Origin of the sequence: Hydrogenophaga sp. (assembly GCF_050182545.1) — a bacterium.
In the GTDB taxonomy this organism is placed as follows: Bacteria; Pseudomonadota; Gammaproteobacteria; order Burkholderiales; family Burkholderiaceae_C; genus Hydrogenophaga.
In genome coordinates, this window is record NZ_JBFXCD010000007.1 from 106,548 (window position 1) to 128,590 (window position 22,043).

The window sequence follows — 22,043 nt, forward strand, 5'->3', positions numbered from 1 at the left end:
CATGACCATCACCGCCAACCGGATCTGCCGATCACTCAGGACCCTGGGCCTGCTCACCGCCTTGGTGACCCTGAGTGGCTGCGCCAGCGTGTATCTGGTGGACAACCAGGTGCAGAGCTACGCGCGCTGGGCCGACCGCGCCAGCGCGCCCGGCGTGCCCGTGGTGATTCCGCAGCCGCCGCAGGTCTTCCGCTTCGAGCGCCTGCCGTCGCAGCGCGCAGGCCAGTCGGCCAGCGGCGGGCAGGACGAACTGGAGAAACTGACCACGCTGGCCCTGGGTAAGGTCGGCTGGACACCCGCCGCCGCAGGCACAGCGGCCCCCTGGCTTGTGCAGGTGAGCGCCAGCTCCCTGCGCCTGCCGCGCGCACCCTGGGAGAGCCCCTACGACGCCTACTGGGGCGGCGGCTTCGGCCCGGGCTTCGGCTTTCCGGGGCAGGGTTATTTCGTGACCGGCACCGGCCAGGTGATCTGGGCGCCCATGTTTCCGCGCTTCGAGACGCCGTACTACCAGCGCGAGGTTTCCCTGGTGATTCGCCACGCCGCCAGCGGCCAGGTGGTGTACGAAACACGCGCCGCGCACGACGGCCGCTGGAACAGCACCAACAGCCTGTGGTCGGCCATGCTGGACGCCGCGCTGCGCGACTTCCCGGCGCCGCCCGAAGGCCTGCGCCAGGTCAACATCGAAGTGCCTCGCTGACGGCGACCCGCGAAGCAGCTCAAACCAGGGACACCGAGGGTCCGGCTCCGCCGGCCCCAGGTGTCGCCCCCCTCCCGCCGAAGGCGAAAGAGAGGGGGGAGCGCCGAAGGCGCGCGGGGGGAGCCCCTCCCTATCCCGTGCGCTCGAGCAGCTCGCGGATCGCCGCGCCCAGCGCATCCATGCTGTCCTGCTTGCCCATCACGTCGCTCACGCCCGCCTCGCCGGCTTCGGCCAGCAGCTTGTCGTTCACGTGCCCCGAGACAATCGCCACCCGCAGCCCAGGGCGCAGCGCGAGCATCTCGCGCGCGACTTCCACGCCCGACATGCCCGGCATGTTCTGGTCGCTCACCACCAGATCGACCGGCTCCCCGGGGTGCTCGCGCAGCCAGGCCAGCGCGGCCTCGCCCGATTCGAAGGTGCTGACGCGGTAGCCCTGCTTGCGCAGCAACCGCCCGACGAGAAACACCAGCGCCTCGTAATCATCGATGTAGATCACGTGCTTGCCGGGCACCGCCGGGGTGGCCGAGGTCGTATTCGAAACGGTGGAGGGTTCGACCTGCACAGCCGCGTCGGCCTGCGCGCCCTCGGTCAGTGGCAGGTAGACATCAAACCGCGTGCCTTCCCCGACGCGGCTGTGCAGGTCGATGGCACCCCGGTGGGCCTTGACGATGCCATGCACCACGGCCAGCCCCAGGCCGGTGCCCGCGCCCGGCGCCTTGGTGGTGAAGAAGGGTTCGAAGATGCGGCGCTGGGTGTCTTCGTCCATGCCCGGCCCGTTGTCGGCCACGCTCAGGCAGGCGTAGGCACCACCCGAAAGACCGCCCAGCTGCAAACCCTGCGAAGCGTCCAGCCAGGTCTCGCGCAGCGCCACGGTGATCTCGCCCGCCCGGCCTTCCATGGCCTGCCAGGCGTTGGTGCACAGGTTCATCAGCACCTGCTGCATCTGCGTGGCATCGGCCAGCACCGGCAGGCCGGCGGCCGGCAGGCGCGACACCAGCTTGACCCCGGCGGGCAGCAGCGAGCGCATGAGACCCAGCGCCTCCTCCACCAGCGGCGTGAGCGGCTGGCGCAGCATCTCCTGCGTCTGGCGGCGGCTGAAGGTGAGGATCTGCTGCACCAGCTGGCGCGCCCGGATGGCCGCGCGGTTGATCTCCGTCAGACTCTCCTGCGCGGGGTGGTGCTCGCCCACGTCCTCGCGCGCCAGAACCAGGTTGCCCAGGATGGCGGCGAGCAGGTTGTTGAAATCGTGCGCGACGCCGCCGGCGAGCGTGCCGATGGCCTCCATCTTCTGCGACTCGCGCAACTGCGCCTCCAGGGCGCGGTGCAGGGCCTCGGCCTGCTTGTGCTCGGTGATGTCGGTGTGGGTGCCAACCATGCGCAGGGGCGCACCGTTCTCGTCGCGCTTGATCACGGTGCCGCGTGTGAGCACCCATTTCCAGCTGCCGTCCTTGCAGCGCACGCGGTGCTCGTTGCGGTACGTGGGCGTGCGCATCTCGAAATGCGCCTGGCGGTCGGCCTGCATCTGGGCGATGTCGTCGGGGTGCGTGCGCGCATCCAGCTCGGAAGCGAAGTGGGCGATGTCGTCCTCGTCGTAGCCGAACATGGCCTTGATGCTGCGCGAGAAGAACTCCTCCCCGGTGCTCAGGTCCCAGTCCCACACGCCGTCGCCCGCGCCTTCCAGCGCCAGCCGCCACAGGGCCTCGTTCGCGTGCAGGGCCGCTTCGGCCTCCTTGCGCGCGGTGATGTCGAGCAGCACGCCCACGCGCAGCGTGCCCTCCTCGTCGGCGGACACGGCGTAGGAGCGGCGATAAACCCACTTCACGCTGCCGTCGGGCAGCACGATGCGGAACTCACCCCCCAGGTTCACCGGGCCCTTGCGAATGTCCTCGAGGTCCTTTTCCAGCAGGTCCAGGTCGTCCGGGTGGCGGTAACGCGCGACCAGCATGGGCTCCCGGATCAGGTCCTCGGGCTCCAGCCCATAGATGTCGCGCACACCGGGGCTCACGTAGCGGTACTCGCGCTGACCGTCCCTGCGCACGAACACCGAGAACACCATGCCCGGCACCTGCGAGGTGATCCGGCGCAGCTGTTCCTCGCTCTCGCGCAGGGCCTTCTGGTCGTTGACGCGGTCGGTGATGTCCTCCACCGTGCCTTCGTAGTAAAGCAGCGTGCCAGAGCCGTCGCGCACCGCGTGCGCGTTCTCGCTGATCCACACCCGCTCGCGCGTCTTGTAGCGGTGGATCTCGGAGATGAAGCCACGCACGTAGCCGTCGCGTTCGAGTTGTTGCTGGAACTGCGCGCGCCGGTTGGGCTCCACATACCACTCGCGCGCCACGTCCTTCACCCCTTCGAGCATTTCGGCCTCGGACGCATAGCCGTTGAGCCGCACCAGCGCATGGTTGGCGCGCAGCATCTGCCCCTCGGGCGATGCGCGATAGGCCCCGATGGGTAGAAAATTGAAAAGGCTGGAAAAATCCCCGTCGAGCGGCGATGGCGTCATGCGGTGGATTGTGTCGCAATCCCCCCGGTTTTCGGACCACGTACACCCCGGCAGGGTATCGGCACCGCTACAGTTGCAGTCTTACTCACGCTTTCTGGGAATTTCCTTGCAAGTCACCCGCATCCTGGCCGTGCGCCATGGCGAAACCGCCTGGAACCGCGACACCCGCATCCAGGGCCACACCGACATCGCGCTGAACGAGCACGGCCGCTGGCAGGCCGCGCAGCTGGCGCAGGCGCTGCGCGACGAACCCATCGCGGCGGTCTACGCCAGCGACCTAGGCCGCGCCTTCGAGACCGCGCTGGCGGTGGCGCGCGTCAAGCACCTGCACGTCACGCCGCACAAGGGTTTGCGCGAACGCCACTTCGGCCGTTTCGAAGGCCGGACCTGGGCCGAGCTCGAACAGCGCTGGCCCACCGAGGCGCTGGCCTGGCGCAAGCGCATGCCCGACTTCGCGCCGGCGGGCGGCGAATCGCTGGAGCAGTTGCAACGGCGTGTGATTCCGACCGTGCTGGAACTGGCCGCGCGCCACCCGGGCGAACAGGTGCTGATGGTGGCGCATGGCGGCGTGCTCGACATCCTCTACCGCGCCGCGACCCGGCTGGAGCTGCAGGCGCCGCGCAGTTGGGAGTTGCCCAATACCGCGATCAACCGCCTGCTGTGGTCGCCCGAGGGCCTGAGCCTGGTGGGCTGGGCGGACACCGCACACCTGCAAACCGGAGCGCCGCTCGATGAACGCAGCGTATGAACCCCTGACGCCGCCCACGCGCTGGCACCGCGCGCAGAGCCTGCTCGGCCAGGGTGTGGCCGCGATCGACACGCCCGCGCTGGTGGTGGACCTGGACGCGATGGAGCGCAACCTGGCCCACATGGCGGCCTATGCCCGTGCGCATGGCCTGCGCCTGCGGCCACACGCCAAGATGCACAAGAGCGCCGAGCTCGCGCGCCTGCAGATGCAGCATGGCGCGGTGGGTGTGTGCGTGCAGAAGACCGACGAGGCCCTGGCACTGGCCCATGGCGGCGTGACCGACATCACCATCACCAACGAAGTGATCGCCGTCCCGAAGCTGCAGCGGCTGGCGCAGGCGGTGCGCGACCTGCCCACGCGCTTTGGCCTGGCGGTGGACAGCGCCGCCGGCGTGCTGCGGCTCGCCGAGGCGTTGCGGGGGGCGCAGGTGGGTGGCGAGGGCCGCATCGACGTCTTCGTGGAGATCGATGTGGGCCACGGCCGTTGCGGTGTGCCTCCCGGCGAGCCGGCGGTGGACCTGGCGCGGCTGATCGCGCAGCACCCGGTGCTGCGTTTCGCCGGGCTCCAGGCCTACCACGGCGGCGCCCAACACCGGCGCGACCCAGCCGAGCGCGCGCAGGCGATTGCCGAAGCGGCTTGGGCCGCCGCGCTCACGCGCGAACGGCTGCAGGCGGCCGGCTTCCCCGTGCCGCTGATCACCGGCGCGGGCACCGGCACCTTCGTGCTGGAGACATCCAGCCACGTCTGGGGCGAGCTGCAGGTGGGCTCCTACCTGTTCATGGACGCGGACTACGCGCGCAACGAGGCCGCGCCGCTGGCGCCCGTGTTCGAGCACGCGCTGTTCGTCAAGAGCCAGGTCGTCAGCCGCAGCGCGCGACAGGCCGTGTGCGACGCCGGCCACAAGAGCCACGCCATCGACAGTGGCCCGCCCGGCGTGTGGAGCCCCCCGGGCCTGGTGTTCGCCAACGGTGGCGACGAGCACGGCCTGCTGCGCGCGGCCCATGCCGGCCATCCCCTGCCCGCGCTGGGCGACACGGTCTGGCTGGTGCCGGGCCACTGCGACCCCACGGTCAACCTGTACGACGTGATGGTGGGCGTGCGCGGCGGCCTGGTGAATGGCAAGGTCGAGCGGCTGATCCGCGTGGACGCGCGCGGCGCGCTGGGCTGAACCTTTACGGGCGGAACACCACCGCATCCAGGCCCATCGCGCGGATGCGCGCCGCCGCCTCGTCGGCCTGCGCGCGGCTGGCGAACGGCCCGACGCGCACGCGGGTGAGCGGGCCCTTGGGGTGGTCGACGTTCTGCAAGATGGCCGGGAACCCCGCCTCGATCAGGCGCGCCTGCGCCCGTTCGGCGTTGGCGCGGTCAGCGAACAGGCCGACGTTGATGCCATGGGCCTGCGGGGTGGGGTCGACGGATCGCTTGACTGCGCGCGGCGCGAGCAAAGGCGCCGGCGGCGCGGGCGGCGGTGGCGGTTCGACCTCCGCTGGCACAGGCACCGGCATGGGAGGCGTTTCGGGCGGCGCCGCCTGTGGCGCCACCGGTTCGGTTTCCGGCAAGGACACGGTCACTGGCGCGGCTGCCGGCAGGGGCTCCGCGATCACCTCCGCAGCCCCCGCCGGTTCGGGAGACTGCGCGCTGGCCGCCGGCGTCGTTGCGGCGGTGGCTTCAGCAGGGGCCGTCACAGCGGGCTCAGCGCCCGCCGCGCCAGTGGCACGGGATCGCCAGCCGTCGTCCATCGCCGCATAGCCCATCAAGGCCACCAGCAACACGTTGATCGCCACCAGCATCCACAGGCGCTTGCGGGAACTCGCCTGCTGCTCCAGCGTGGCGCAGGCCTCGCGCACGGTGCGGGCTTCGGCCACCGCACGCGTCATGCGGCGGCGGATGTCGGTGTGCAGGACGGCGTTGCCGTAGGCGCCCGGGATTGCGATGCCCAGCAGCACCAGGGCGCCGAGCACGCCCCATTCCACCGCCTGCGGCCACTGCAACAGGTGCCGCCCAAGGCCCACCACAAGCACGGCCAGACCCCAGGCGCAGACCAGGTACACCAGCGCCGCCGCCCAGAGCCGGCGAAACACCATCCAGTTCAGGGTGAGCCAGCCTGCGGGCCCGTTCCATGCCGGGCTGGCGCGGCCCGCCTCATCGAAGCGCTCGAACACCTCCAGGTAGCGCGCCGTGTTCACCGGGCCCAGTGCAGCCCGGTACAGCGCCCGGGTGGCGCTCTCCGGAACGGTCGCGGCGGGTGGCGAGGTAGCGGCGGACATGTCCGCGATTCTGGCACGCGGCATGCGGGTTGTTGCCAGCACCGCAGGCAGGCGGTTCTGCCCACAATGCGCGCATGCGCGCCATCCCCCTCCCCAGCCTGCCATGAGCCCGAGCCAGATCATCGTGCTGGCCACGCCGGTGTTCTTCGCGCTGATCGCGGTCGAATACGCCATCGGGCTCAAACGCCAGCGCAACACCTACCGGCTTGACGACGCCATCAGCAGCATCGGCCTGGGCATGCTCAGCCAGATCAGCGCGGTGTTCACACGGCTGCTGCGCGTGGGCATCTACACCGCGGTGTATTCGGCCGTGGCCATCTGGCCGGACCACCCGTTCTGGACCACCCTGCCCGGCTGGCTGCTGGCGCTGGTGTTCTACGACTTCTGCTACTACTGGCTGCACCGCGCCGGGCACGAGAGCGCCATCTTCTGGGCCGCGCATGTGGTGCACCACCAGAGCCAGGACTACAACCTGTCCACCGCGCTGCGCCAGACCAGCTCGGGCGCGCTGCTGGGCTGGGTGTTCTACCTGCCGATGGCCGTGGCCGGTGTGCCGCCGCTGGTGTTCGGCGTGGTCGCGCTGATCGACCTGCTCTACCAGTTCTGGGTGCACACCGAACAGGTCGGCAAGCTCGGCTGGTTCGACCGCTGGTTCTGCAGCCCGTCCAACCACCGCGTGCACCACGCGGTGAATGACCGTTACGTGGACCGCAACTACGGCGGCATCCTGATCGTCTGGGACCGCCTCTTCGGCAGCTTCAGGGAAGAGGACGAGCCATGCGTCTACGGCACGCGCAAGCCGCTGAACAGCTGGGACCCCCTGTGGGCCAACGGTGAGGTGTACTGGGGCCTGCTCAAGGACTCGTGGCACACGCGGCGCTGGGCCGACAAGCTGCGCGTGTGGTTCAAGCCCCCCGGCTGGCGACCGGCCGACGTGGCCGCGCGCTTTCCTTCGCCCGCTTTCGACATCGACCGCGTTCAGCGCTATGCGCCGCCCATGTCGCGAGGTGTGCAGTGGTTCGCCGGCCTGCAGTTCATCGCCCTGCTCGCCGGCGTGGCCGGTTTCCTGTGGGTGGCCGACGGGTGGCCCCTGGCGCGCAGCGCGGTGGTGTTCGCGGTGCTGCTGCTGGCGCTGTGGGCCATCGGCGCGGTGATGCAGGGGCGCATCTCCATCGGCGAGGCGCTCATGATTGAAAGCGGCGCACTCGCCATGGCCACCGCCGCGCTGGGTGCGGTGGAGCTGCACCGCCTCTTCAAGCCGCTGACCATGGGCATTGCGATGGCGGTGGTGTTCGCCCATGCGCGTGGTGCGGGTGGCCTGCGGCGCGTTGACCTGCTGCTGATGGGCGCGCTCGCCTTCTCGCTTGCGGGCGACGCCTTCCTGATGTTCCCCGGTTACTTCATCCCGGGCCTGGTCGCCTTCCTCATCGCGCACCTGACCTACATCGCGCTGTTGCGGCAGGACGCCTCCTGGTTCGCCAGCCGGCGCGCGCTGCTGGCCACGCTGGGCATCGGCGCGGCCATGTACACCTTCCTCTGGCAGGGCGGCCTGCCGGCTGGCCTGCGCGCGCCGGTCGCGGCCTACGTACTGGTGATCGCCCTCATGGCCGCCCAGGCCATCGGCCGCGCCAGGGTTCTGCGCAACCGTGCCGCCTTCGCGGTGGCGCTGGGCGCGGGCTTCTTCATGCTCAGCGACAGCGTGCTGGCCATCAACCGGTTCGTCGCGCCGCTGCCGATGCCGCAGGTGTGGGTGCTGGGCACCTACTACGCCGCGCAGGTGCTGATCGTGATGGGGATGCTGCGCGGCGAGCGCGCGGTGCGCTGACCGCCGTTCAACGGTCGCAGCGCGGCACACGCAACTTGCCTTCCTCCGTGGCCCCACCGCCGCACAGGAGGAATACCCGGCAACGCCCATCGGTCCACAACCCCGTGGTTGGCGCAGCGTGTCGATCCCCGAGTCCCTGCTTCGTCGTCAAGGCAACATCAACCCACAGGAGTTCGCCATGAAATACCTCGGCCTTGCGTACTACAACCCGGAAAAATTCGCCGCAATGGCACCCGACGACGTGCAGGCATTGGTGAGCCAGTGCCCGGCGATGGATGACCGGATGCGGGCGACCGGCAAGGTACTGGTGGCCGCATCGCTGGCCGAGACCAGGGACTGGGTGGCGCTGCGCCCGCGTGGAGGCAAGCCGCAGATCAGCGACGGGCCCTACACCGAGGCCAAGGAAGTGGTGGGCGGTCTGTTCATCATCGAGGCGAATGACCGCGAAGAGGCCATCCGCCTCGCGGCGATGCACCCCGCTGCGTCCATCGGTGAAGCCGGTGGTTGGGGCGTCGAGTTGATCCCCATGGAATCCTTCTTCGGCTGAGTACCAGCGAGCATATGCCCCATTGCACGGCACGCCCCACGCGCTGGCGGCGCTTCTATTCGCTGAACAACTCGTTGGGTGAACTCGGCGGCGCCACCCCCAGGTGCCGGTACGCCGCCAGCGTGGCGACGCGCCCGCGCGGCGTGCGCTGCAGAAAGCCCTGCTGGATCAGGTAGGGCTCGATCACGTCTTCGATGGTGTCGCGCTCCTCGCCGATGCTGGCCGCGATGTTGTCCAGGCCAACGGGGCCGCCGTCGAAGCGGTGGATGACCGCTTCGAGCAGCTTGCGGTCCATCAGGTCGAAGCCCTGCGGGTCCACGTCGAGCATGGCCAGGGCGCGGTTGGCGATGTCTTGCGTGATGGTGCCGCTGCCCTTGACGTCGGCGAAGTCGCGCACGCGGCGCAGCAGGCGGTTGGCAATGCGCGGCGTGCCGCGCGAACGGCGCGCGATCTCGAAACCGCCCTCGGGGTCCATCGGCGCATTGAGCAGACCCGCGCTGCGCTTGACGATGCGCGCGAGCTCTTCGGCGGTGTAGAACTCCAGCCGCGCGACGATGCCGAAGCGGTCGCGCAGCGGGTTGGTGAGCATGCCGGCGCGCGTGGTGGCGCCGACCAGGGTGAAAGGCTGCAGGTCCAGCTTGATGCTGCGCGCGGCCGGGCCTTCGCCGATCATGATGTCGATCTGGTAGTCCTCCAGCGCGGGGTAGAGGATTTCCTCGACCACCGGGCTGAGCCGGTGGATCTCGTCGATGAAGAGCACGTCGTTGGCTTCGAGGTTGGTCAGCAGCGCGGCCAGGTCCTTGGGCTTCTCCAGCACGGGGCCGCTGGTCTGGCGCAGGTTCACGCCCAGTTCCTGCGCGATGATGTGGCTCAGCGTGGTCTTGCCCAGGCCCGGCGGGCCGAACAGCAGCACGTGGTCCAGCGCCTCGCTGCGCTTCCTGGCCGCGCCAATGAAGATTTCCAGCTGTTCGCGCACCTTGGCCTGGCCCACGTATTCGTCCAGCAGCTTGGGCCGCAGCGCGCGCTCGATCGCCTCTTCTTTCGGGGAAGCCGGTGCGGCGGACACCACGCGCGGCGCGGGGGCGAAGTCGTCGGTCTGGATGCTCATGGTTTATTTCGCCAGCGCCTTGAGCGCCAGCTTGATGCCTTCGCTCACACCCACATCCTTCGGCAGCGCCTTGAGCGCGGCGGCGGCGTCCTTCTCGCTGTAGCCCAGCGCCACCAGCGCCTGCTGGATGTCGCCACCCGCATCGCCCTGCGCGGCCGCGGCACCGGGCAGGTTCAGGTCGGCGCCGAGCTTGCCCTTGAGTTCGAGCAACAGGCGCTCGGCGGTCTTCTTGCCGATGCCGGGCACCTTGACGATGCGCCCGCTTTCCTGCGCGCTCACGGCCTGCGCCAGGTCGGCCACGCTCATGCCCGAGAGCACCGAGAGCGCGGTGCGCGGGCCGACGCCGCTGATCTTGATGAGCTGGCGAAAGGCCTCGCGCTCGGGCGCGGTGCCGAAGCCATAAAGGATTTGCGCGTCCTCGCGCACCACGAAGTGCGTGAGCAAGGTCACTTTTTCGCCGGTGGCGGGCAGGTTGTAGAAGGTGCTCATGGGCACGTCCACCTCGTAGCCAACGCCATGGCAGTCCAGCAGAATCTGGGGTGGGTTTTTCTCCAGCAGGGTACCGGTCAACTTGCCTATCATTGGGCGCTTCTTCCTTGGTTCATGGAATTATCGGCTTGATTCTCAGACACACCTTCTCCCCGCCCGACAACGCGCGCATGGCGCACCTGTGCGGCCCCATGGACAGCCACATCCGCAGCATCGAGGCGGCCTTGCAGGTGAAGGTGGCGCACCGCTTCGAGCAGTTTCGCATCGAAGGCCCCAAGGCCCGGGCCAACCAGGCGCTGGAGGCGCTGCAGGCCCTGTACGAGATGGCGAAGAAGCCGATTCCGCCCGAGCAGGTGCAGCTCATGCTCAGCGGCGACACCGCGCTGGCCGATCCGGGCGACGGCGCCCTGGCCATGCAGACGCGGCGTGGCGAGGTGCGCGGGCGCACGCCCAACCAGGCGCGCTACCTGGAGAACATGGCCACGCACGACATCACCTTCGGCATCGGCCCGGCCGGCACCGGCAAGACCTACCTGGCCGTGGCCTGCGCGGTCGATGCGCTGGAGCGCAGCGCGGTGCAGCGCATCGTGCTCACGCGCCCGGCGGTGGAAGCGGGTGAGAAGCTCGGCTTCCTGCCCGGCGACCTGGGCCAGAAGGTGGACCCCTACCTGCGCCCGCTGTACGACGCGCTGTACGACCTGATGGGCGCGGACAAGGTGAGCAAGGCCTTCGAGCGCCAGCAGATCGAGATCGCGCCGCTGGCCTTCATGCGCGGGCGCACGCTCAACCACGCCTTCGTCATCCTGGACGAGGCGCAGAACACCACGCCCGAGCAGATGAAGATGTTCCTCACCCGCATCGGCTTTGGCAGCAAGGCCGTGGTCACCGGCGACGTGAGCCAGATCGACCTGCCGCGCACCCAGCTCAGCGGCCTGATCGACGCCGAGCGCGTGCTCAAGCGCGTGCAGGGTATTGCGATGACGCGCCTGTCCAGCGCCGACGTGGTGCGCCACCCGCTGGTCGCGCGCATCGTGGACGCCTACGACGCGCGCTCGCCCGGTGCCGATGACGCCCCGCCCGCGAAGCGCCCGCGCCGCAGCGCTGCCGCCTGAAAGGAGCCCGCGGCCATGTCTTCGTCCAACCTATTCGCGCGTGCACTGGGCGTCCTGCTCGTGCCGCTGGCCCTGGGCACATCGGCCCAGACCAACCCGCCCACACCGAAGGCCGCGGCGCAGGCACCCTTGATCTTCAGCAGCCAGGCCGTGCGCTACCGCTGCGACGGCGGGGCCGAAATCGAGCTGGCCTACCTGAACCTGAGCAACGGCACCGCGTTTGCCGCGCTGCACTACAACGACCGCACCGTGATGCTGCAGGGCCGACGCGCGACCACCGGTGTGCGCTTCATCGCGCTCGACGAGCAGTACAGCCTGCGCTGGTACACCCAGGGCATGAAAGGCGAACTCAGTTTCCTGGCCGCCGACCACACCGCGCAGGAACAGACCCTGCTGTCCAACTGCTTCGCCCAGCCGGCGAACAAGCGCTGATGGCACGGCCTTCGCTCAGCCTGTCCCTGCAGTTCGGTGCGCTGCCCGATGCCGCCGCGCACCGCGCCGCGCTGCCACGCCATTGGGTGACACGCTGCATCCGCCACGCGCTCGACGCCGACGCGGAGATCACCGTGCGCATCGTCGACGCCGAAGAAGGCCAGGCGCTCAATCGCGACTACCGCGGGCGCGACTACGCGACCAACGTGCTCACCTTCGACTACGCCACCGACCCCATGGTGATGGCCGACCTGGTGCTGTGCGCGCCGGTGGTCGCGCGCGAGGCCGCCGAGCTGAACAAGCCGCTGGCCCAGCACTACGCCCACCTGCTGGTGCACGGCACGCTGCACGCGCAAGGCTGGGACCACGAGACCAGCGAGGCCGACGCCAAGGCCATGGAGGCGCGCGAGACCGAGATCCTGGCCGGGCTCGGGCAGCCGAACCCTTACGCCTGATTCGCGATCCGCAGCGGAATCGTCACCGGCCCGTCGTTGACCAGATGCACTTTCATGTCGGCGCCGAAGCGGCCCGTCTGCACCAGCGGGTGCTGCGCGCGAGCGGCCCGTACGAAAGCGTCGTAGAGCGCCTCGCCCAGAGCCGGGGGCGCGGCGCCGGTGAAGCCCGGGCGGTTGCCGCTTCTCGTGTCGGCCGCCAGGGTGAACTGGCTCACGATCAGCAGGCCGCCGCCCATGTCCTGCACGCTGCGGTTCATCTTGCCGGCCTCGTCGCCGAAGATGCGCAGCTTCAGGATCTTGGCGAGCATCTTTTCGCCCACGGCCTCGGTGTCGCCGGGTTCGGCGCATAACAGCACCAGCAACCCGGCGCCAATGGCGCCCGCGGTGTCCCCGGCGATCTCCACACGCGCTTCGCTCACGCGCTGCAGCAGCGACATCATTTCAGTTCGTCCTCTTCAAAGAACCGGGTTTCCGTGTCGGCGGGCAGCAACTGGATGGTCGCGCGCAGGCCCGGCACGGCGCCCATCAGCGCCTGCTCCACCTGGGCACGCACGGCGGCCGCACGCCCCAGAGACCAGGACGCGGGCAAGTGCATGTGCAGGTCCACGAAGCGGCGCTGGCCGGCGCGGCGTGTGCTGACGTGATCGAATCGAACCGTGCGCTTGTCGCCGAGCGAAAGGGCGTATCCGTCCAGCGTGGCCTGTATGGTGGTCAACACCTCGGGCTCAACCGCTTCGTCCATCAAGCCTTGCGACGAGCGCCACAGCAGGCGCGCGCCTTCCCTCATGATGTTGGCAGCCACCAGCATGGCCACGAGCGGGTCCAGCCAGAGCCAGCCGCTGAGGGCCACCAGCACCACACCGACCACCACGCCAGCGGACGTCCAGACATCGGAGAACAGGTGCTTGGCGTCGGCTTCGAGCGCGATGGAACGGTGCGCCTTTGCTGCGCGCAACATCACCCAGGCCAGCGTCCCGTTGAGCACCGAACTCAACACCGACAGGACCAGCCCCAGGCCCACTTGTTCAATGGGCCTGGGCTCGAGAAGGCGCAGACCCGCGGCCCAAAGAATTCCCAGCCCCGCCGCGATGATGAGGATGCCCTCGAATCCGGACGAAAAATACTCGGCCTTGTGGTGGCCATAAGGGTGATCGTCGTCCGCCGGGCGCGCGGCGATGGTGACCATCACCAGCCCGAACACCGCGCTCGCCAGGTTCACCAGCGACTCCATGGCATCGGACAGCAGGCCCACCGAATCGGTGATAAGCCATGCCAGGGTCTTCAGCGCGATCGTGGCCGTGGCCACTCCGATCGACGCGATCAGCAGGCGTCGGGGCGTGAGCCATCGGATCGAAGGGAAGTCCATGTCGCGATTGTGCCGGCACGCACGCATGCCAGAATCCGCCGGATGCGACAACAGCTGTGGCTCGGTGTGCGGTGGTGGGTGGTCGGCGGGACCGTGCTGGCGCTGGCAGGCGCGGTGCTGCTGGCGCGCCAGTCGCTGGACGAGCAGCGCGCGCTGTTCGAGACCGATGCGCGCATCGTGCACCGCTTGCTGAGCCAGCAGGTGGTGCAACACGACGCCATCCTCGCCACGCTGGCCTTGCTGCAGCCTGCGCCGCAAGGAACGGCCAGCGCATCGCCCGAACAGCGGCTGCCCGCGCTGTACCCGCAGATCCTGGCGGTGCAGCGCCGCGACCCCGGCCAGGCCTGGGCCGACCCGCAACTCGCCCGCGCCGAAGCGGCCTCGCACGCCCGGCGCCACGCCATGCTGGGCAACGCCGACCTTGCGCAGGGGCGCTACCAACTGGTGCTGTCCGCTTCGCCCACCAGCTACGCGCTGGACCTGGATCTGCGCGCCTTGGTGCCTTGGTCGGAGTGGCCGATGCAGCCTCAAAACAGCCCGGTGCGCGTGGTGCTGGAGCACGTGGGTGCGCGCCACGTGATCCAGCCCGGTAACAGCGAGCCGGGCACCGGCGGCGCGGGCTGGCGCTGGGAGGCGCGCAAGGCGCTGGCCAGCGAGAGCCAGCCCTTCGACGTGATCAACACGCTGAGCGTTGGCGCGGGCGAGCTGCCCTGGCTGCGCATGCTGGCCTGGGTGCTGGCCGTGGCCGCGCTGCTGACGGCCCTGCACCACCTGCAACGCCAGCGCGTGGCGCGCCAGCGCGCGGAGGAGCTGTTGCGCCTGGGCCAGGTGGCGCGCCTGAACACACTGGGCGAGCTGGCCGCCGGCATGGCGCACGAGCTCAACCAGCCGCTCACCGCCGTGCTGGCCAATACCCAGGCCGCGCAGCGGCTGCTCGATGACGAACCGCCCGAACTGGGCACAGCACGCGGCGCCATGGCGCAGGCGGCGGCGCAGGCCCGGCGCGCCGCCGAGGTGGTGGGCCGGCTGCGCCGCGCGGTCGAACGGCCCGATGCGGGTGGCGCCCTGCGCCCTGTCAGCCTGAACGAGACGGTGCGGCGCGCGCTCCACTTGCTGGAGCCGGAGTGCCAGCGTCGCGACATCTCTCCCGCGCTGCAAGGCACCGAGACGGTGACCGTGCTGGCCGATGCGGTGGCACTGGACCAGATCGTGCACAACCTCATCTTCAACGCGTTGCAAGCCCTCGAACAGGTGCCGGCGGCGCAGCGCTCGCTCATCCTCACCATCGGTACACGGGACGGGCGCGGCGCACTGACGGTGGCCGACAGTGGGCCCGGCATTGCGCCCGAAGTCCTGCCGCGCCTGTTCGAGCCCTTCTTCTCCACGCGCCAGGGCGGCCTGGGCCTGGGTCTGAGCCTGTGCGAGACACTGGCCAACGGCATGGGCGGTACCCTGGCAGCGGCCAATCGCACGCACGGCGGTGCCGTGTTCACCCTGCAACTGCCCTTGGGCGGAAACACGACGTGAGCCGCACCGAGCTGCCTGACACCCTCTCGCCTACGGTCCACCTGATCGACGACGACCAGGCCGTGCGCGACGGCCTGGCCCTGTTGATCGGCACCGTGGGTTTGCGCGTGCAGCCGTGGAGTGACCCGCAGGCTTTTCTGGCGCAGTTCGACCGCGAGGGGATCGGTGCCATCGTGCTCGACGTGCGCATGCCCGGCATCAGTGGCCTGAGCGTGCTCGACGCGCTGATGGCGCAGGGTGTGGACCAGCCGGTGATCATGCTCACCGGACACGGCACGGTAGAGATGTGCCGACGCGCCTTCAAGGCCGGTGCGGCCGAGTTCCTGGAGAAGCCGGTGGACGACGAGGCGCTGCTCGAAGCCCTGCAGAACGCGGTGCGCCAGCACGTGCGTTCGCGCCAGCGCCACCAGGCCGACCGCGCGGCGCGCGAGCGATACAGCCAGCTTTCCGAGCGCGAACGCGAGGTGCTGGGCCTGATCGTCGAAGGCCTGACCAACAAGGAGATCGGCCGCGCCCTGGGCCTGTCGCCACGCACGGTGGAGACCCACCGCGCCAACCTGTTCGGCAAGCTGCAGGCACCCTCCCTGGCGCAGCTGATCCGGCACTATGCGGCACTCGTGGACGCCAATGACGCGCAGGCACTGCGTAGTTCTACGGAGGGCCGCGCGTAGCCGTCCGAATGGCGGCAGCGCATCCGGATTTTTACAGTTCTCCCACGGTTGATCGAACCGTTTCACAACCCCGGAGAACACCATGCACGCCTTCGCCAAAACGTCCGTCCTCGCCCTGTCCCTCGCCGCCGCCAGCGTGGCCAGCGCGCAAGGTGTGCGGGTGGAAAAGAACATGTCGCTCGAGCTCGCCACCCAGATCGCCGCCGCCACCGTCGCGTCCTGCACCACGGCGGGCTACAACGTCGCCGCCACCGTGGTGGACCGCGCCGGCACCGTGCGCGTTGTCATGCGGGCCGACAACGCCGGCCCGCACACGCTTGAAGCCAGCCGCCTGAAGGCCTACACCTCGGCTTCGGCGAAGAACACCACGCTGGCCATCATGGAGGCGTCTCAGAAGAACCCGGCGGCCGCCAACCTGGTGAACATCCCGGGCTACCTGCTGCTGGGCGGTGGCGTGCCGGTGAAGGTGGGCAACGAGGTGATCGGCGCGGTGGGCGTGGGCGGGGCTCCCGGCGGTCACCTGGACGAACAATGCGCCATGGCCGCCATCGACAAGGTCAAGGACCAGCTGAAATGAAACGCCGCACCCTGATCAGCGGCCTGATGGTGGCGGCGTTGGCCTCCACCGTGCCCGCATGGGCACAGGTGGCCCCCAGCGCCAGCGAAGCCGCCGCCTACCGCGGCCTGCACGCGGCCGCCCACCAGGGCGATGCCGCGAAGATCGCGCGCCTGGTGGCCGGTGGCGCGGCGGTAAACGCCACCGATGCACGCGGGCGCACGCCCCTGCACGTGGCCACGTTTGCGCGGCAGCACGAATCCATCCGTGCGCTGGCCAAGGCTGGCGCCGACATCGACCGGCTGGAGGCCGACCGCTACGACGCGGTGACCATCGCCTCTGTGGCGGACGACGAGGAGACGCTGCGCGTGCTGCTGCAACTGGGCGCCAGCGCGAAACAGACGACGAGCCGCTACGACGGCACCGCCCTGATCGCCGCAGCCCACCTGGGCCACGACGGCGTGGTGCGGCAGCTCATCGCCGCGGGCGCCCCGCTGGACCATGTGAACAACCTGCACTGGACGGCGGTGATCGAGTCCATCGTGCTGGGCGATGGCGGTGCGCGCCACCAGGCCACGCTGCGCGCGCTCATCGAGGCCGGCGCCAACCTCCAGTTGACGGATCGGAACGGACAGACGCCGCTGGCGCTCGCGAAGTCGCGCGGCTACGCGGCCATGGTGGCGATGCTCGAGAAGGCCGGCGCGCGCTGACAGCCCTCAGGCCAGCGTCACGCGGGCGAACTTGCGCTTGCCCACCTGCACGACGAAAGTGCCTGCGGGGAGCTTGAGGCCCTTGTCGCTGACAACGGCGCCGTCGACCCGCACCCCGCCACCTTCGATCAGACGATTGGCCTCGCTGTTCGATGGCGCCAGCCCCGCGGACTTCAGGAGCGGCGCGATGCCCAGCGGCACACCCGCCAGCGACACGGCGGGGATGTCGTCGGGGATGCCGCCCTTGCTGCGGTTGATGAAGTCCTGCTCGGCCGCTTCCGCCTTCGCCGCGCTGTGGAAGCGCGTGGTGATTTCCTTCGCCAGCGAGACCTTGGCGTCCTTGGGGTTGCGACCCTCTTGCACTTCCTTCTTCAAGGCTTCGATCTCGGCAATCGACTTGAACGACAGCAGCGTGTACCAGCGCCACATCAGCGTGTCCGAGATGCTCAACACCTTGGCGAACATGGCGTTGGCGTCCTCCGTGATGCCGATGTAGTTGTTCTTGCTCTTGGACATCTTCTCGACGCCGTCCAGGCCTTCGAGCAAGGGCATCGTCAGGATGCACTGCGGTTCCTGGCCGTACTCGGCCTGCAGGTGGCGGCCCATGAGCAGGTTGAACTTCTGGTCGGTGCCGCCGAGCTCCAGGTCGCTCTTGAGCGCCACCGAGTCGTAGCCCTGCATCAGCGGGTACAGGAACTCGTGCACGCTGATCGGCGTGCCGGCCTTGAAGCGGTCGTGAAAATCATTGCGCTCCATCATGCGCGCCACGGTGTACTTGGCGGCCAGCTGGATCATGCCCATCGAACCCAGCGGCAAGCTCCACTCGCTGTTGTACCGGATCTCGGTCTTCGCAGGGTCCAGCACCAGGCTGGCCTGCTTGTAATACGTCTCGGCGTTGGCCTTGATCTGCTCGGGTGTGAGCGGCGGGCGCGTGTTGTTGCGGCCGGAAGGGTCGCCGATCAGGCTGGTGAAGTCACCGATCAGGAAGATCACCTGGTGCCCCAGGTCCTGCAGTTGGCGCATCTTGTTGAGCACCACCGTGTGACCGATATGGATGTCAGGCGCCGTAGGGTCCAGCCCGAGCTTGATGCGCAACGGCCGCCCGGTGGTTTCCGACTGTGACAATTTTTTGACCCAGTCGGCCTGGGGTATCAATTCTTCGCACCCCCGCAACGTCACGCCCAGCGCTTCGCTTACACCGTCCGTCAGGGACGAATCTTTTTGAATACGTTCGGCTTCTTTTTCAGGGGCGTTCATACGGGTTTTCTCAGATGCAAGGCACGGTGCGCTGGCTATACTGCCGGTCGCTGGTGACAGATTTTAGTTGGCGCACTTTTTGCACGATATCAAGTCGGTTCGTCACCGCCAGGGCGTTTGAGTGAACTTGTTCCGCCTCAAGCGCTCTTTTTGTGTGCGCCGATCCCCCAGGGAGACGGCTTTACCGGAAACACCGATTTTGACCCGTCCGCTACTCCTCACGCTGGCACAGCTTTTTGGTGCCACAGCCCAGACTCTATCGAGCCACCCACGCCGCATCATGGGCGGCCTTGGCGTGGTCCTTCTGGGCACCGGGGTGACTGCCTTCGGCATCGCCCCGCTCGCGCCAGACGCCTCCGACATCCCGGTGCACCAGGTCATCGAGGCCCTGAATGTGCCGACGCAGACGCAGGCCAACATCGATGCCCTGTCGGCCACTCAGCAGCCGGATGCGGCGCTGGTGCTCTACCGGACGGAAACCACGCGGCGGGACGATACCGCCCAGAGCCTGCTCCAGCGTCTGGGCGTACCCGACTCGCAGGCCCAGACCTTCCTGCGCAACGACCCCCTGGCCCGCCAGCTGTTGCAAGCCGGGCGCACCGGCCGACCTGTCAGCGTCGAAGCCAGCGCAAGCAACGAATTGCTTCGCCTGACGGCGCGCTGGCTCTCATCCGATGAACGTGGATTCACCCGCCTGGTGGTGGAGCGATCGGAAGACGGCAAGCTCCACTCGCGCCTCGAGCAAGGCGCCCTCACCGCTTCGACGAAGCTGGCCAGTGGCGTGATCCGCAGCTCCCTGTTCGCCGCCACCGATGAGGCCGGCATACCCGACCCGATCGCGATCCAGCTGGCCGAAATGTTCTCCAGCGACATCGACTTCCGCCGCGACCTGCGCCAGGGCGACCGCTTCAGCGTGGTCTTCGAAAGCCTGGAAGCCGACGGCGAAGCGCTGCGCACTGGCCGGGTGCTGAGCGCCGAGTTCGTCAACGACGGCAAGGAATATCAGTCCGTGTGGTTCGAGGAGCCCGGCCACAAAGGGGGGTACTACGGCTTTGACGGCCAGAGTTCCCGCCGCTACTATCTGTCCTCGCCGCTCGAGTTCTCGCGCGTGAGCAGCGGGTACGGCATGCGCTTTCACCCGATTTCCGGCACGCGCAAGCCCCACATGGGCGTGGACTACGCGGCGCCCACCGGCACGCCGGTGCGCACCATCGGCGACGGCGTGGTGGAGTTCGCTGGCGTGCAGCGGGGTTACGGCAACGTGATCTATGTGCGCCACCGCAACAACCAGATGACCGTCTACGCCCACCTCAGCCGCATCGGCGTGCGCAAGGGCCAGCGCGTGGACCAGGGCGACTTTATCGGAGCTGTGGGCAGCACGGGCGCCTCCACCGGCCCGCACCTGCACCTGGAGTTCCGCGACAACGGCGTGCACGTGGATCCGCTGTCGATCGCGCGCAAGAGCGAGTCGGTTCCCGTGCCTCCCGCCTTGCGTCAGCGCTTTGATGCGGTGGCCCAACTGCAGCGCCTGCAGCTGGACGCGGCGGCCAGCATCCGGCAGGCCAGCGCCGAGTAAAGGTGCGCTCCAGCACCATGAAAAAGGGAGCCCGAGGGCTCCCTTTTTCGTGGCCATTGCGGTGACCCTGTTTCAGACGCTGAAGCTGGAACCACAACCGCAGGTGGTAGTGGCGTTGGGGTTTTTGATCACGAACTGGGCGCCCTCCAGGTCCTCCTTGTAGTCGATCTCCGCGCCCACCAGGTACTGGTAGCTCATCGCATCGATCAGCAAGGACACGCCATTCTTGGACATCGTCGTGTCGTCCTCGTTGACGATCTCGTCAAACGTGAAGCCATACTGGAAACCAGAGCACCCCCCCCCCTGCACGAACACGCGCAACTTGAGATCGGGGTTGCCTTCTTCGGCCACCAGCTCGGCCACCTTGGCCGCCGCGCTGTCGGTAAAGATCAGCGGGGCCGGCATGTCGGTCGGAATGTTTTCGGCGACTGCGCTCATGGAATACCTCTTGTCGGTACCGCTTCCGTTCAACGGGCTGCGGCAATGGTGGGGCGGGTGCTCCGCACCCGGAAACTCAAAGAATCCCGGCAATGCTATAGCAATCTGCTCGGGAATGCCCTCAGCTGTTGTTTGCCGCCAGTTTCAGTGTGGGTTTGTCCTCGATCCCACCCGCCATGGGCTTGAGCTGACCGGAGATGGTGGCGCCCTGGTGCATTTCCAGGGCCTTGTAGGACACATCGCCCTCGATGCGGGCCTTGGGCTGCAATTCCAGCAACTCGAACGCGAGCACAGGGCCCTTGACCTGACCGTTGATGATGACGTGGTCGGCGTGAATCTGGCCTGTCACCACCGCCACCTCGCTGACCACGAGGATGCTCGCCTGCTCGTCGCTGGCCCGGATGTCACCCACCACCTCGCCGTCGATGCGCAGCCCGTCATGGAACAGCACGTTGCCCTCCACACGGGTGCCTTGCGCAATCAGGCTCTTGATGGGCGGCTGCTTCTTCTTTGCGAACATGGATTCTCCTGACGGCGGACCGTATGGGTTTACAGGTTGAAGGATTGCATGGACCTGACCGAGTTGCCCTGCAGGATCTTGGCGGTCACGTTTTCTACCACGGCCTGCGCGGGCACGTCCACCACACCCTCCATGCGCAGATAGCCCTTGATCAGTACGGGCTGAGGTGACGGCGCCTGTCTGGCCGACCAGGGTTTACCCGCCAGCGTGCCCGCGAACGTGACCTCGAGTGCGCCCTTGAAGTCCGGCGCGTTCTTGCTCGCCTGGATCATCAGCACCTGCCACTTCAGCTCCGTCTCTGAGACGCGCTCGGCCTGCAGGCCGCGAATGCTCAGCGCGCCGTTGCCCGAGCCGGGAATCAGCCGCTCGAAGAAGCCCAGGTCACTGCGCAGCAACTGGTTGTCGGCCTGCAACTGCCGGATCTGCATCATCAGTTGCTCTTGCGTGCTGCGCTCGGTGATCAGCAGGCTGTCGGTGGTGTTGGCCACCGACTGCGCCTCCTGCAGATCGGTGCGCAAAGTCTGAACCTCGCGGCGCAACTGCTCGAGCTCCTGCTGGGCGTTGCGGTCCAGCCCGGCAATGTCCTTGCCGAATTCAAAGGCCCAGACCGCGAGCGCACCCGAGAAGCCCAGTACCACGGCACCCAGCAGCCAGCGCAAGGGCCATGGCAGCGTGCTGCGCACCGACACCCTGGGTGCGCTGACGGTCAGTCTTCTACGCAGCAGGCGGAACCGCATTCAAACCTTTCAAAGTGCAAGCAAACGCAACCCGGGCCCAGAAAGCAAAAACCGCCCCAAGTTTGAACTTGAAGGCGGTTTCTGGAGCATGTGCAGCCGGCTTTAGCGCTTGCTGAACTGCTTGCGGCGGCGCGCGGAGCGCAGACCGACCTTTTTCCGTTCCACTTCGCGCGCATCGCGCGTCACGAAGCCCGCCTGCGACAGGCCAGACTTGAGCGCCGCGTCGTAGTCGATCAGGGCGCGGGTGATACCGTGGCGCACGGCACCGGCCTGGCCGGATTCACCGCCACCATGCACGTTGACCTGGATGTCAAAGGTCTCGGCGTGGTTGGTCAGCAGCAGGGGCTGCTTGGCGATCATGATCGAGGTCTCGCGGCCGAAGTAGGCCTGGATGTCCTTGCCATTGACCGTGATCTTGCCACTGCCTTTTTTCAGGAACACGCGCGCGACGCTGGATTTGCGACGGCCGGTTCCGTTGTTCCATTCACCAATCATCTCAAGGCTC

General features: G+C 68.3%; 24 protein-coding genes. 13 read left to right on the forward strand and 11 right to left on the reverse strand.

Annotated elements, in window-relative coordinates; all coding sequences use genetic code 11:
- Position 1: 1 nt before the first annotated feature.
- The gene (locus tag AB7P10_RS09825; protein ID WP_428293661.1) at positions 2–697 is read left to right on the forward strand and encodes a DUF4136 domain-containing protein; all 696 of its coding nucleotides are present in this window, start codon (positions 2–4) and stop codon (positions 695–697) included.
- 130 nt (positions 698–827) lie between these two features.
- On the opposite strand, the gene AB7P10_RS09830 is transcribed toward AB7P10_RS09825, so the two are convergent.
- On the reverse strand, positions 828–3,197 hold the full coding sequence (locus AB7P10_RS09830) for a hybrid sensor histidine kinase/response regulator (RefSeq protein ID WP_428293662.1): 2,370 nt from the start codon (positions 3,195–3,197) through the stop codon (positions 828–830).
- Between the two features lie 106 nt (positions 3,198–3,303).
- Here AB7P10_RS09830 and AB7P10_RS09835 point away from each other — a divergent pair, with 106 nt between their 5' ends.
- Positions 3,304–3,945, forward strand: coding sequence for a histidine phosphatase family protein (locus AB7P10_RS09835; RefSeq protein ID WP_428293663.1), 642 nt, complete (start codon positions 3,304–3,306; stop codon positions 3,943–3,945).
- On the forward strand, positions 3,929–5,113 hold the full coding sequence (locus AB7P10_RS09840; protein WP_428293664.1) for a DSD1 family PLP-dependent enzyme: 1,185 nt from the start codon (positions 3,929–3,931) through the stop codon (positions 5,111–5,113). Before AB7P10_RS09835 ends, AB7P10_RS09840 begins: the two co-directional genes overlap by 17 nt.
- 4 nt (positions 5,114–5,117) lie before the next feature.
- On the opposite strand, the gene AB7P10_RS09845 is transcribed toward AB7P10_RS09840, so the two are convergent.
- Positions 5,118–6,212 carry an SPOR domain-containing protein gene (locus AB7P10_RS09845; RefSeq protein WP_428293665.1) on the reverse strand — a complete coding sequence of 365 codons (1,095 nt, stop codon included), beginning with the start codon at positions 6,210–6,212 and terminating at the stop codon, positions 5,118–5,120.
- Between the two features lie 103 nt (positions 6,213–6,315).
- On the opposite strand from AB7P10_RS09845, the gene AB7P10_RS09850 reads away from it, so the two are divergent.
- Both AB7P10_RS09850 and AB7P10_RS09855 read left to right on the forward strand, forming a co-directional pair.
- Positions 6,316–8,037 (forward strand): lysoplasmalogenase family protein, encoded by a 1,722-nt coding sequence (locus tag AB7P10_RS09850; protein WP_428293666.1) that lies wholly within the window; start codon positions 6,316–6,318, stop codon positions 8,035–8,037.
- Between the two features lie 178 nt (positions 8,038–8,215).
- On the forward strand, positions 8,216–8,584 hold the full coding sequence (locus AB7P10_RS09855; protein ID WP_428293667.1) for a YciI family protein: 369 nt from the start codon (positions 8,216–8,218) through the stop codon (positions 8,582–8,584).
- A gap of 55 nt (positions 8,585–8,639) precedes the next feature.
- Here the strand turns inward: AB7P10_RS09855 and ruvB are convergent, their stop codons facing one another.
- Complete coding sequence (ruvB, locus tag AB7P10_RS09860) at positions 8,640–9,692, reverse strand: Holliday junction branch migration DNA helicase RuvB (RefSeq protein ID WP_428293668.1); 1,053 nt, start codon at positions 9,690–9,692, stop codon at positions 8,640–8,642.
- A 3-nt stretch (positions 9,693–9,695) separates the two neighbouring features.
- Positions 9,696–10,274, reverse strand: coding sequence for a Holliday junction branch migration protein RuvA (gene ruvA / locus AB7P10_RS09865; protein WP_428293669.1), 579 nt, complete (start codon positions 10,272–10,274; stop codon positions 9,696–9,698).
- Positions 10,275–10,309: 35 nt separating this feature from the next.
- Between ruvA and AB7P10_RS09870 the strand changes: the two genes are divergently transcribed.
- From AB7P10_RS09870 to ybeY, 3 genes are read left to right on the forward strand one after another with little or no spacing between them, the layout of a single operon-like run.
- Positions 10,310–11,293: a PhoH family protein gene (locus tag AB7P10_RS09870; protein ID WP_428293670.1), complete on the forward strand. Its 984-nt coding sequence runs from the start codon at positions 10,310–10,312 to the stop codon at positions 11,291–11,293.
- Positions 11,294–11,308: 15 nt separating this feature from the next.
- On the forward strand, positions 11,309–11,725 hold the full coding sequence (locus tag AB7P10_RS09875) for an MliC family protein (RefSeq protein WP_428293671.1): 417 nt from the start codon (positions 11,309–11,311) through the stop codon (positions 11,723–11,725).
- Positions 11,725–12,180: an rRNA maturation RNase YbeY gene (gene ybeY / locus AB7P10_RS09880; protein WP_428293672.1), complete on the forward strand. Its 456-nt coding sequence runs from the start codon at positions 11,725–11,727 to the stop codon at positions 12,178–12,180. The genes AB7P10_RS09875 and ybeY overlap by 1 nt, the downstream gene beginning before the upstream one ends.
- Here the strand turns inward: ybeY and dtd are convergent.
- Positions 12,171–12,620 carry a D-aminoacyl-tRNA deacylase gene (gene dtd, locus AB7P10_RS09885; protein WP_428293673.1) on the reverse strand — a complete coding sequence of 150 codons (450 nt, stop codon included), beginning with the start codon at positions 12,618–12,620 and terminating at the stop codon, positions 12,171–12,173. The genes ybeY and dtd overlap by 10 nt on opposite strands.
- The gene (locus AB7P10_RS09890) at positions 12,617–13,546 is read right to left on the reverse strand and encodes a cation diffusion facilitator family transporter (RefSeq protein WP_428293674.1); all 930 of its coding nucleotides are present in this window, start codon (positions 13,544–13,546) and stop codon (positions 12,617–12,619) included. The genes dtd and AB7P10_RS09890 overlap by 4 nt, the downstream gene beginning before the upstream one ends.
- A gap of 42 nt (positions 13,547–13,588) precedes the next feature.
- Here AB7P10_RS09890 and AB7P10_RS09895 point away from each other — a divergent pair, with 42 nt between their 5' ends.
- From AB7P10_RS09895 to AB7P10_RS09910, 4 genes are all read left to right on the forward strand, one after another.
- Positions 13,589–15,073 (forward strand): sensor histidine kinase, encoded by a 1,485-nt coding sequence (locus tag AB7P10_RS09895; RefSeq protein WP_428293675.1) that lies wholly within the window; start codon positions 13,589–13,591, stop codon positions 15,071–15,073.
- Positions 15,070–15,744 carry a response regulator transcription factor gene (locus tag AB7P10_RS09900; protein WP_428293676.1) on the forward strand — a complete coding sequence of 225 codons (675 nt, stop codon included), beginning with the start codon at positions 15,070–15,072 and terminating at the stop codon, positions 15,742–15,744. Before AB7P10_RS09895 ends, AB7P10_RS09900 begins: the two co-directional genes overlap by 4 nt.
- A gap of 82 nt (positions 15,745–15,826) precedes the next feature.
- Positions 15,827–16,321: a GlcG/HbpS family heme-binding protein gene (locus tag AB7P10_RS09905; RefSeq protein WP_428293677.1), complete on the forward strand. Its 495-nt coding sequence runs from the start codon at positions 15,827–15,829 to the stop codon at positions 16,319–16,321.
- Positions 16,318–17,010, forward strand: a complete 693-nt coding sequence (locus tag AB7P10_RS09910; RefSeq protein WP_428293678.1) for an ankyrin repeat domain-containing protein — start codon at positions 16,318–16,320, stop codon at positions 17,008–17,010. The genes AB7P10_RS09905 and AB7P10_RS09910 overlap by 4 nt, the downstream gene beginning before the upstream one ends.
- Before the next feature lie 6 nt (positions 17,011–17,016).
- On the opposite strand, the gene tyrS is transcribed toward AB7P10_RS09910, so the two are convergent.
- Entirely contained in the window at positions 17,017–18,267 is a 1,251-nt protein-coding gene (gene tyrS / locus AB7P10_RS09915) for a tyrosine--tRNA ligase (protein ID WP_428293679.1), read from the reverse strand.
- Positions 18,268–18,547: 280 nt separating this feature from the next.
- Here tyrS and AB7P10_RS09920 point away from each other — a divergent pair, with 280 nt between their 5' ends.
- Positions 18,548–19,843 (forward strand): peptidoglycan DD-metalloendopeptidase family protein, encoded by a 1,296-nt coding sequence (locus AB7P10_RS09920; protein ID WP_428293680.1) that lies wholly within the window; start codon positions 18,548–18,550, stop codon positions 19,841–19,843.
- Positions 19,844–19,915: 72 nt separating this feature from the next.
- On the opposite strand, the gene erpA is transcribed toward AB7P10_RS09920, so the two are convergent.
- From erpA to rpsI, 4 genes are all read right to left on the reverse strand, one after another.
- On the reverse strand, positions 19,916–20,281 hold the full coding sequence (gene erpA, locus AB7P10_RS09925) for an iron-sulfur cluster insertion protein ErpA (RefSeq protein WP_428293681.1): 366 nt from the start codon (positions 20,279–20,281) through the stop codon (positions 19,916–19,918).
- Between the two features lie 121 nt (positions 20,282–20,402).
- Positions 20,403–20,801: a bactofilin family protein gene (locus tag AB7P10_RS09930; protein ID WP_428293682.1), complete on the reverse strand. Its 399-nt coding sequence runs from the start codon at positions 20,799–20,801 to the stop codon at positions 20,403–20,405.
- A 29-nt stretch (positions 20,802–20,830) separates the two neighbouring features.
- Entirely contained in the window at positions 20,831–21,538 is a 708-nt protein-coding gene (locus AB7P10_RS09935; protein WP_428293683.1) for a DUF6776 family protein, read from the reverse strand.
- Between the two features lie 102 nt (positions 21,539–21,640).
- Positions 21,641–22,033, reverse strand: a complete 393-nt coding sequence (gene rpsI, locus AB7P10_RS09940) for a 30S ribosomal protein S9 (RefSeq protein ID WP_428293684.1) — start codon at positions 22,031–22,033, stop codon at positions 21,641–21,643.
- Positions 22,034–22,043 lie beyond the last annotated feature (10 nt).

Excerpts from the sequence above, each read along its gene's own strand:
- AB7P10_RS09905 (WP_428293677.1), top strand. The coding sequence starts at position 15,827 with ATGCACGCCTTCGCCAAAACGTCCGTCCTCGCCCTGTCCCTCGCCGCC.
- AB7P10_RS09920 (WP_428293680.1), top strand. The coding sequence starts at position 18,548 with ATGGGCGGCCTTGGCGTGGTCCTTCTGGGCACCGGGGTGACTGCCTTC.
- AB7P10_RS09935 (WP_428293683.1), bottom strand. The coding sequence starts at position 21,538 with ATGCGGTTCCGCCTGCTGCGTAGAAGACTGACCGTCAGCGCACCCAGG.
- ybeY (WP_428293672.1), top strand. The coding sequence starts at position 11,725 with ATGGCACGGCCTTCGCTCAGCCTGTCCCTGCAGTTCGGTGCGCTGCCC.
- AB7P10_RS09840 (WP_428293664.1), top strand. The coding sequence starts at position 3,929 with ATGAACGCAGCGTATGAACCCCTGACGCCGCCCACGCGCTGGCACCGC.
- AB7P10_RS09890 (WP_428293674.1), bottom strand. The coding sequence starts at position 13,546 with ATGGACTTCCCTTCGATCCGATGGCTCACGCCCCGACGCCTGCTGATC.
- AB7P10_RS09825 (WP_428293661.1), top strand. The coding sequence starts at position 2 with ATGACCATCACCGCCAACCGGATCTGCCGATCACTCAGGACCCTGGGC.
- AB7P10_RS09855 (WP_428293667.1), top strand. The coding sequence starts at position 8,216 with ATGAAATACCTCGGCCTTGCGTACTACAACCCGGAAAAATTCGCCGCA.
- ruvA (WP_428293669.1), bottom strand. The coding sequence starts at position 10,274 with ATGATAGGCAAGTTGACCGGTACCCTGCTGGAGAAAAACCCACCCCAG.
- tyrS (WP_428293679.1), bottom strand. The coding sequence starts at position 18,267 with ATGAACGCCCCTGAAAAAGAAGCCGAACGTATTCAAAAAGATTCGTCC.
- AB7P10_RS09930 (WP_428293682.1), bottom strand. The coding sequence starts at position 20,801 with ATGTTCGCAAAGAAGAAGCAGCCGCCCATCAAGAGCCTGATTGCGCAA.
- AB7P10_RS09845 (WP_428293665.1), bottom strand. The coding sequence starts at position 6,212 with ATGTCCGCCGCTACCTCGCCACCCGCCGCGACCGTTCCGGAGAGCGCC.
- AB7P10_RS09850 (WP_428293666.1), top strand. The coding sequence starts at position 6,316 with ATGAGCCCGAGCCAGATCATCGTGCTGGCCACGCCGGTGTTCTTCGCG.
- ruvB (WP_428293668.1), bottom strand. The coding sequence starts at position 9,692 with ATGAGCATCCAGACCGACGACTTCGCCCCCGCGCCGCGCGTGGTGTCC.
- AB7P10_RS09875 (WP_428293671.1), top strand. The coding sequence starts at position 11,309 with ATGTCTTCGTCCAACCTATTCGCGCGTGCACTGGGCGTCCTGCTCGTG.
- AB7P10_RS09895 (WP_428293675.1), top strand. The coding sequence starts at position 13,589 with ATGCGACAACAGCTGTGGCTCGGTGTGCGGTGGTGGGTGGTCGGCGGG.
- rpsI (WP_428293684.1), bottom strand. The coding sequence starts at position 22,033 with ATGATTGGTGAATGGAACAACGGAACCGGCCGTCGCAAATCCAGCGTC.
- dtd (WP_428293673.1), bottom strand. The coding sequence starts at position 12,620 with ATGATGTCGCTGCTGCAGCGCGTGAGCGAAGCGCGTGTGGAGATCGCC.
- AB7P10_RS09830 (WP_428293662.1), bottom strand. The coding sequence starts at position 3,197 with ATGACGCCATCGCCGCTCGACGGGGATTTTTCCAGCCTTTTCAATTTT.
- erpA (WP_428293681.1), bottom strand. The coding sequence starts at position 20,281 with ATGAGCGCAGTCGCCGAAAACATTCCGACCGACATGCCGGCCCCGCTG.
- AB7P10_RS09910 (WP_428293678.1), top strand. The coding sequence starts at position 16,318 with ATGAAACGCCGCACCCTGATCAGCGGCCTGATGGTGGCGGCGTTGGCC.